At 56.2% G+C, this 6449-nt stretch carries 7 protein-coding genes; 4 read left to right on the top strand and 3 right to left on the bottom strand.

Annotated features, from left to right (window positions below):
* Nucleotides 1-19: 19 nt before the first annotated feature.
* Nucleotides 20-925, bottom strand: coding sequence for a LysR family transcriptional regulator (locus tag IQ254_RS14000; protein ID WP_193966770.1), 906 nt, complete (start codon nt 923-925; stop codon nt 20-22).
* Between the two features lie 311 nt (nt 926-1236).
* Here IQ254_RS14000 and IQ254_RS14005 point away from each other — a divergent pair, with 311 nt between their 5' ends.
* A complete protein-coding gene (locus tag IQ254_RS14005; RefSeq protein WP_193966771.1) occupies nt 1237-1527 on the top strand; it encodes a hypothetical protein in 291 nt (96 codons plus the stop codon).
* A 281-nt stretch (nt 1528-1808) separates the two neighbouring features.
* Here the strand turns inward: IQ254_RS14005 and IQ254_RS14010 are convergent, their stop codons facing one another.
* Nucleotides 1809-2093: a DUF2087 domain-containing protein gene (locus IQ254_RS14010; RefSeq protein ID WP_193966772.1), complete on the bottom strand. Its 285-nt coding sequence runs from the start codon at nt 2091-2093 to the stop codon at nt 1809-1811.
* A gap of 77 nt (nt 2094-2170) precedes the next feature.
* On the opposite strand from IQ254_RS14010, the gene IQ254_RS14015 reads away from it, so the two are divergent.
* The 3 genes from IQ254_RS14015 (at nt 2171) to IQ254_RS14025 (ending at nt 5850) form a co-directional block, all read left to right on the top strand.
* Nucleotides 2171-2635, top strand: a complete 465-nt coding sequence (locus tag IQ254_RS14015) for a carboxypeptidase-like regulatory domain-containing protein (RefSeq protein WP_193966773.1) — start codon at nt 2171-2173, stop codon at nt 2633-2635.
* A 426-nt stretch (nt 2636-3061) separates the two neighbouring features.
* Entirely contained in the window at nt 3062-4102 is a 1041-nt protein-coding gene (locus IQ254_RS14020; protein ID WP_193966774.1) for a fatty acid desaturase, read from the top strand.
* Between the two features lie 227 nt (nt 4103-4329).
* On the top strand, nt 4330-5850 hold the full coding sequence (locus IQ254_RS14025) for a DUF3747 domain-containing protein (RefSeq protein WP_228040671.1): 1521 nt from the start codon (nt 4330-4332) through the stop codon (nt 5848-5850).
* A gap of 144 nt (nt 5851-5994) precedes the next feature.
* Here the strand turns inward: IQ254_RS14025 and IQ254_RS32105 are convergent, their stop codons facing one another.
* The gene (locus IQ254_RS32105) at nt 5995-6126 is read right to left on the bottom strand and encodes a hypothetical protein (protein WP_255527003.1); all 132 of its coding nucleotides are present in this window, start codon (nt 6124-6126) and stop codon (nt 5995-5997) included.
* Nucleotides 6127-6449 lie beyond the last annotated feature (323 nt).

A 6449-nucleotide genomic window follows, 5' to 3' on the forward strand; every position in this document is an offset into this window, starting at 1 on the left:
GATCAAACGCCCTGCAATTTTAAACGGCTTTGGCGCGGCTAAACTCCCCTACCTCCCGCAGAGCATCTAAAAAAGCATAGAGGGCTGGGGTGTGTAGGGCGTCTCTGAGAATGGTGGCTCCGATCGGGCGCGAAATGGGAAACGGCAGGGGACAGATCTGTACATCGGGGGGTACAGGCTGGGCGGCCAGGCGCGGCAAAATCGCAATGCCGAGGCCCTGCTGTACCATCGCCACCATCGATGAGTCGTGGCGAATGCCGTAGGCAATGTCAATTGGTTTGGCTTGGGCACCGAGCACGGTGCGAATACGCAGACCGCAGCTGCTGTGGCTAGAGCCAATGATGGGCATTTGGCCTAGGTCATCGGTGGTGAGAGTGCCGGTTTTGGGGCGATAGCCGGGGGGCAGCAGGGCTACGTAGTCGTCGTCAAAGATATGCAGGCTTTCGACATCGCTACCGTCGATGGTTTCAGCTACGGACAGGTCAGCTTCACCCTTGAGCAGCGCCTGCTTTAGCTGGGGCATTTCGTCCATCTCCAGCACGGTGATGGTGATGCCGGGGTAGCGGCGGTGCAACCGTGCGATCGCCCCCGGCAGCACGTGGGTGGCCACGCTGCGCATTGACGCTATCCGCAGGCTGCCCCCCTGCACACCACGAGCCTGGTTGGCCTCACTACCAATCGTGTCGAGCAGCGCCAGCACCTCGCGAGCATGGGTAGTAACGCGATCGCCCACCGGAGTCAGTCGTGCTCCATGCCGCCCCCGCTGCAATAAGGTAATTCCCAGCTCGTCTTCTAGGGTGGCAATGGCGTGGCTAATGGTGGACTGGGTGACATCTAGCGTAAGGGCTGCTTCGCTGAAGTTGCCGCAGTCGGCGATCGTCACTAGAGCCCGCAGCTGAGAAAGCTTAACTTTACTGAGGTTCATGGCCACTCCCGTTAACCCGAGCGCTAACTTTAGGCTAACGGGTAGAGGCAAACCGATATATCGATTTCTTGCATAGAACCTATTCACGTCATGCTTTGTTACATAGTGATGGCCTCGATACATTAGATACATCAGCAACGAAAGCCGATGGGCCATTGCCCGCCCCGCTTAGGTCGGGCTTTTGCCACCACTGAACTTCAGCAATCTGACGACTGTAACGGTTTCAGCCCTTAGAGGGCTGACCGAGTCTGCCGCCTGCCCACGGCACTGCTGTAGATGGAGCACCCCTTTAACCAGAGGAAGAACCAACTATGACCAGCACACCCCACACCTCAAGCTACGACCTCAATCGGCAGCGACAGCACCTAGAAACCCTGGTACAGCAGCCTACTCAGCCCAGCATCACCCTGGGCAACACCCTCAAGCAATTTGGAGCTAAAACCATGAAATTCTTTACTGGCCACACTGAACCCCGCATTTGGCAGCGCACCCGCAGCGGCCACTCGGTCTGGTTTGCCCATGACCCCATCACCAACCGCACCCGCTCCTTTGTCTCCGAGCAAGATGTGCGGATCTGGTTGGATAACCGCTACTACGACTAATCTGTCTGAGGAGCGATCGCCAATCTCGATCCAGAACTCAGCAACAACTCGATAGCGATAGCGCTTTAAATTGAATCAGGCCGCCATCCAAACCTCATGTTTGGATGGCGGCCTTTTGAGGTTGGTATGCCGTAACGTGGTTAAGATCAAACGCAGTTACAAAACAGTTTGCCCTGCTTGTCAATGTTGTAGGGTGCCTGGCTCGTGCGTCAACTAAACCGCTTCAGCGCTGATATCCAACATTTCAAAAGCTAACCGGTACAGAGTGCTAGATGCCCTGCTTAGGAGCCAGCTTCTCGGAGCCAATAAGCTGAACCATTGGGCAATCTATCCACCAGGCGGCGTTCAAACAGCTCGCGACGCAGCAGCGCCGGATCCCCAAAGGTATGGTGCTGGTTGAGCAGAGCATTGACTTCCCCCTCGTTGTAAAGTGTGCCAGGTTCAAACCGAGTCGCCAGGTATTCTAGGGCCAGCTGCTGAAAACGCCCCCTATTGCGCCTAGAGGGCCATTCTTTAAGTCGGCCCTGGTGATCTAAATAGTGCTGTAGCTGGATGACATAGTCCATATCGGCAGTCTGAGATCAGAGTCTGCTTCGATCTCTCGCTACAATAGGCCACAGACCTATTACGGAATGATCGTGCTATGAGACGGTTGCTTGTCGCGTTGGCCCTGGCCTTAGCCCTGGGCGGGTTTCCTGCCCAGGCATGGGCTCACCAGGTTGAGACCTTCTATACCCTCGACAGCCAGCTAGAGTTTCAGTCGCTGTTTAGCTCTGGGGAACCTTTTGTAGGTGCAACGGTGAACATTTACGCCCCCAATAACCCCGACGAACCCTGGATGACCACCACTACCGATAGCGAGGGTCGGTTTGCATTTTTGCCTGATGAGTCAATCCCGGGAGATTGGGAAGTCTCCATTGAAGACGACACCCAAAGCCACGCCGATTACTGGACAGTTCCCGTAGGCGACAAAGGCATTGTCTACGACGGCATCAGTCTAGATTCCACTGAAGATGTGCACTACCGAGCCGCCACTGCGTTTATGCCCCTTGCGATCTCAATCGGTGGCGCATTGGCTTGGTTGGGGCTGAGTCGCCGTCGCCGCTAAATGCTGAGTTTTGTGCTAGCCAGGTCTCCTGGCTTAGTTACCGTGCAGTACACCCAAGTTGAATCAGACTTGGGTGTACTGCGCCGCTTAGTGAGATCCCTAGGAGATCCCTAGGAGTTCCCCAGGAGTTCCCCAGGAGTTCCACTGAGAACTCGGGATCAACATGTCGCCTGACGAGGGCGGGATAGATGGTGAGGCTCAACGTGGTATAAGTGTTAAGGAATAATAAGCGCTCTTATGGGCCAATCTTTGCCCTGTCAAGCTGTTTGCGGCGGTTATCAGAGTTATTGAGTTAGTTCAGCTTGTTGATATCTCGGTTTTGCAATCAGTCTTAGGTTCTGTTCAGCTCCCGGCGGGGTGAGCAGTTTTTTTTGGGCAAAATAGTCCTGCTTTGATGCGCACCTTAACGTTCGTGGAGATCATTCCTTGACTGCAATTATTGAGCCCTCTGCTAGAACAGCGGACGCGAACCCTTACAGCCACCTGACCCTAAAGCAGGTTATTCAAACTATCCCTAAAGCCTATTTTCAGAAAGATGCTCGTAAGGCTTGGGCTGCTGTGGGCCTAAGCGTGGGAGCCGTGATATTAGGCTATGTTGCGATCGCCCTTTCGCCCTGGTTTTTGCTGCCCGCCGCCTGGTTTTTGACTGGTACCGCCCTGACCGGATTTTTTGTCATTGGCCACGACTGTGGCCATCGCTCCTTTGCCAATCGTCGCTGGGTCAACAACTGGCTGGGGCACATCATATTTCTACCGCTGATTTACCCCTTCCACAGCTGGCGGCTGCTGCACGACATTCACCACCGCCACACCAACAACATGGAAATCGACAATGCCTGGGCTCCGTGGAGCAAGGAAGAGTACTCTGGAGCCGGTGGCTTTTTGCAGGTTGTTTATCAGAGCATGCGAGGCAAGCTCTGGTGGTTGGCATCTGTGGCCCACTGGGGGGCGCTGCACTTTGACCTGCGTAACTTTGAACCGCGCGATCGCGCCAAGGTCAAACGCTCTATTGCCGCTGTGGTGATCTTTGCGCTGGTTCTCTTCCCCACGCTGTTTTATTTCACTGGCCCCTGGGGCGTTGTTAAGTACTGGCTCATGCCCTGGCTGGGCTACCACTTCTGGATGAGCACCTTTACCCTAGTGCATCACACGATTCCCGAAATTCAATTTCGCTACGACGACACCTGGAACGAAGTTGAAGCGCAGCTCGCGGGTACGCTGCACTGTGACTATCCCAAGTGGGTTGAAGTGCTGTGTCATGACATCAACGTCCATGTTCCCCACCATATCTCAGTCGGCATTCCGTCCTACAACCTGAGGCCAGCCTATGCTGTCCTCAAGGAGAATTGGGCCCCGTTGATTAAAGAGACTCGGTTTTCTTGGCAGCTGATGCAGACAATTACACAACGCTGTCACATCTATCACCCTGACCGGGCCTACGAAGCCTTTCGCGACATCGCCCGCTAGGCTCTTGAACAAAAATACCCAAACCAGAGCTGTTTAGCCTCTGACTACCGACTCAGCTAGCCTGGGTCGGTTTTGTTTTGATTGAGGACAATTGGTAAACTGCGACACGTTAACCGCCCAAGGAATGCTTGCCATCGCCACAATCATGGGTAGCATTAGGAGTCTTAGGCTGGCCGCAGCCCTGGCGATCTCTTAGGCTACGCTCCTCACTTCGTTTACCCACTGCTATGGCCCTGCTGTCTCGTTCTCTTGACTCTCTATTGATAACCGCTGCCACCGTGATGGCAGGGCTGATCGCAGCGCCTATAGCCGCCGCGCAGCAATTTGGCCAACAGCCCATTGACCCCAGCTTGACGGTGGCGATCGCCAGCCCCGTGCGGGATGGGGCATTTTATAATTTGATGATTTTGCAGCAGGTTCCCAACCAGCGGCAGTGCTGGCAAGAACAGGAGGCGGGGGGCGGGCCAGTGGTGGTTGACCCGCTACTACTGAATTTTGACTTTACCGGGGCCTGCGATCGCAGCACCGACGGCAATGGCTATTCGGTACGGGTTAACGGCCAAGACCTGGGGGTACAGTATCGGCTAGAGGTTTCGAGGCGGCAAAATGACCTGGTGCTGTTTGCCAGCCCCACCCGCGATCGCTCCGCTCCCCCCATCGAGATTGGCCGCACCAATGGCCGCACCGACGGGTTTTTGAAAATACAGCTCAACCCCGGCTGGCAGATGACTCGCCGCACCTACAATGGCCAGCCCGTGGGCCACATCTATCTCACCCACGACGCGCCGCTGGATGTGCGCTTTGCCGCAGGTACAGCCCCAGCTCTCAGCCAGGCGACCCCAGCACGACCCTCGACACCACCCTCGGCACCGTCGGCCCCCGCGACATCCCCGAGCGTTCCCATCGCCCAGACACAGCCAATTCCAACTCCGCCGCCCCCCGCTAGCGGCACAACTACCACGGGGAATTACTTTCGCGTGATCGTGCCGATCACCAGCGGCGATACCTTGCAGCAGGTGCGGGCGGTTGAACCCGAAGCCTTTCGCACCACGGTCGATGGCCAGGCGGTGGTGCAGGTGGGTCTATTTCGCGAGCGGCAGCGAGCCGACGAAGTCTACACCGCCCTGGTGGCCGCTAGCCTACCTGCCAAAGTTGTCGCAGCCTCAGCTCCGGCGGTGGCGTCTACCCCAGTAATTCCCTCGATTCCTCAGGGGGCGGTGGTGGTGGTGATAGACCCTGGCCATGGCGGGCGCGATCCGGGTGCTGTAGGCATCGGCGGCCTGCAAGAAAAGCAGATCAATACCGCTATTTCCAACCGGGTGCAGCAGCAGCTTCAGGCCGCTGGCATTACGGTACTGACGACGCGCAGCAGCGATGTCTACGTGGGCCTCGACGCTCGCTCTGAGTATGCCAACCAGGCTGGAGCCAATCTGTTTGTCAGCATCCACGCCAACGCCATCAGTATGGATCGTCCCGATATCAACGGGCTAGAGACCTACTACTACTCCAGCGGCGAGCGGTTGGCCCGCAGCATTCATGCCAGCGTGCTGCGGAATACCGATTTGGGCGATCGCGGCGTACGTACGGCCCGCTTCTACGTGCTGCGCAACACCAGCATGCCGTCGGTGCTGGTCGAAACCGGGTTCGTCACCGGAGCCACCGACGCCGCCCGCTTCCGCAACCCCACCGCCGTCAACCAGATCGCCGATGGCATCGCCCGAGGCATTTTGAACTATTTGGGCCGGTAGGCGTTGCTAGTGCTGCTAACTCAAGCCCGATACAGTCATGGCACCGTCGGGCGACAGCACAATTTGACTCAGAGGGGTGGCCAGGGCAACAGTCATGGGGAAAGAACCGCAAGAACGGTGATCTCAGGATGATAACAAGGCGACTCAGGCCTGGGCGATCGCCCCCTCACAGATACCCGCGTTTTCCATCTGCCTGAGTACGGTACACATTTCCTTTAGGGCGATGGCATCAGTCAGTAGAGGCTGAATAAGCCCCGTATCAGGGGTGTTATCCACCACTTTTGACGGATAAGTCCCCCGATCTCTAGGATTAACCACCACATTTGTCGGATAACACCCTGAAATCCCAGACTTAACTGTCAAAGATTTTGATTAATACCTTAAATATTGGGTGTTATCCCGCAGAACTGTCGGATAATGCGGATCATAGGGGATCTTATCCGTCAGATCTGACACTGAATACATAGTTATGCGCGCGACTCGAAGTCGTTCGGGGGAGTTGGAAAGGACTCCTAAGTTCTTTCCCTGCTAGTGTTCAAGCAGATGTCCGCCTCGGAATGTTCAACCCGTAAGGGGAGGGCAGTATCAGCAGACGAGGT

This window comes from Nodosilinea sp. LEGE 07088, assembly GCF_015207395.1.
Lineage (GTDB): Bacteria > Cyanobacteriota > Cyanobacteriia > Phormidesmidales > Phormidesmidaceae > Nodosilinea.

Coding starts and splice junctions, on each gene's coding strand:
- IQ254_RS14000 (WP_193966770.1), bottom strand. CDS start 925: ATGAACCTCAGTAAAGTTAAGCTTTCTCAGCTGCGGGCTCTAGTGACG.
- IQ254_RS14005 (WP_193966771.1), top strand. CDS start 1,237: ATGACCAGCACACCCCACACCTCAAGCTACGACCTCAATCGGCAGCGA.
- IQ254_RS14010 (WP_193966772.1), bottom strand. CDS start 2,093: ATGGACTATGTCATCCAGCTACAGCACTATTTAGATCACCAGGGCCGA.
- IQ254_RS14015 (WP_193966773.1), top strand. CDS start 2,171: ATGAGACGGTTGCTTGTCGCGTTGGCCCTGGCCTTAGCCCTGGGCGGG.
- IQ254_RS14025 (WP_228040671.1), top strand. CDS start 4,330: ATGGCCCTGCTGTCTCGTTCTCTTGACTCTCTATTGATAACCGCTGCC.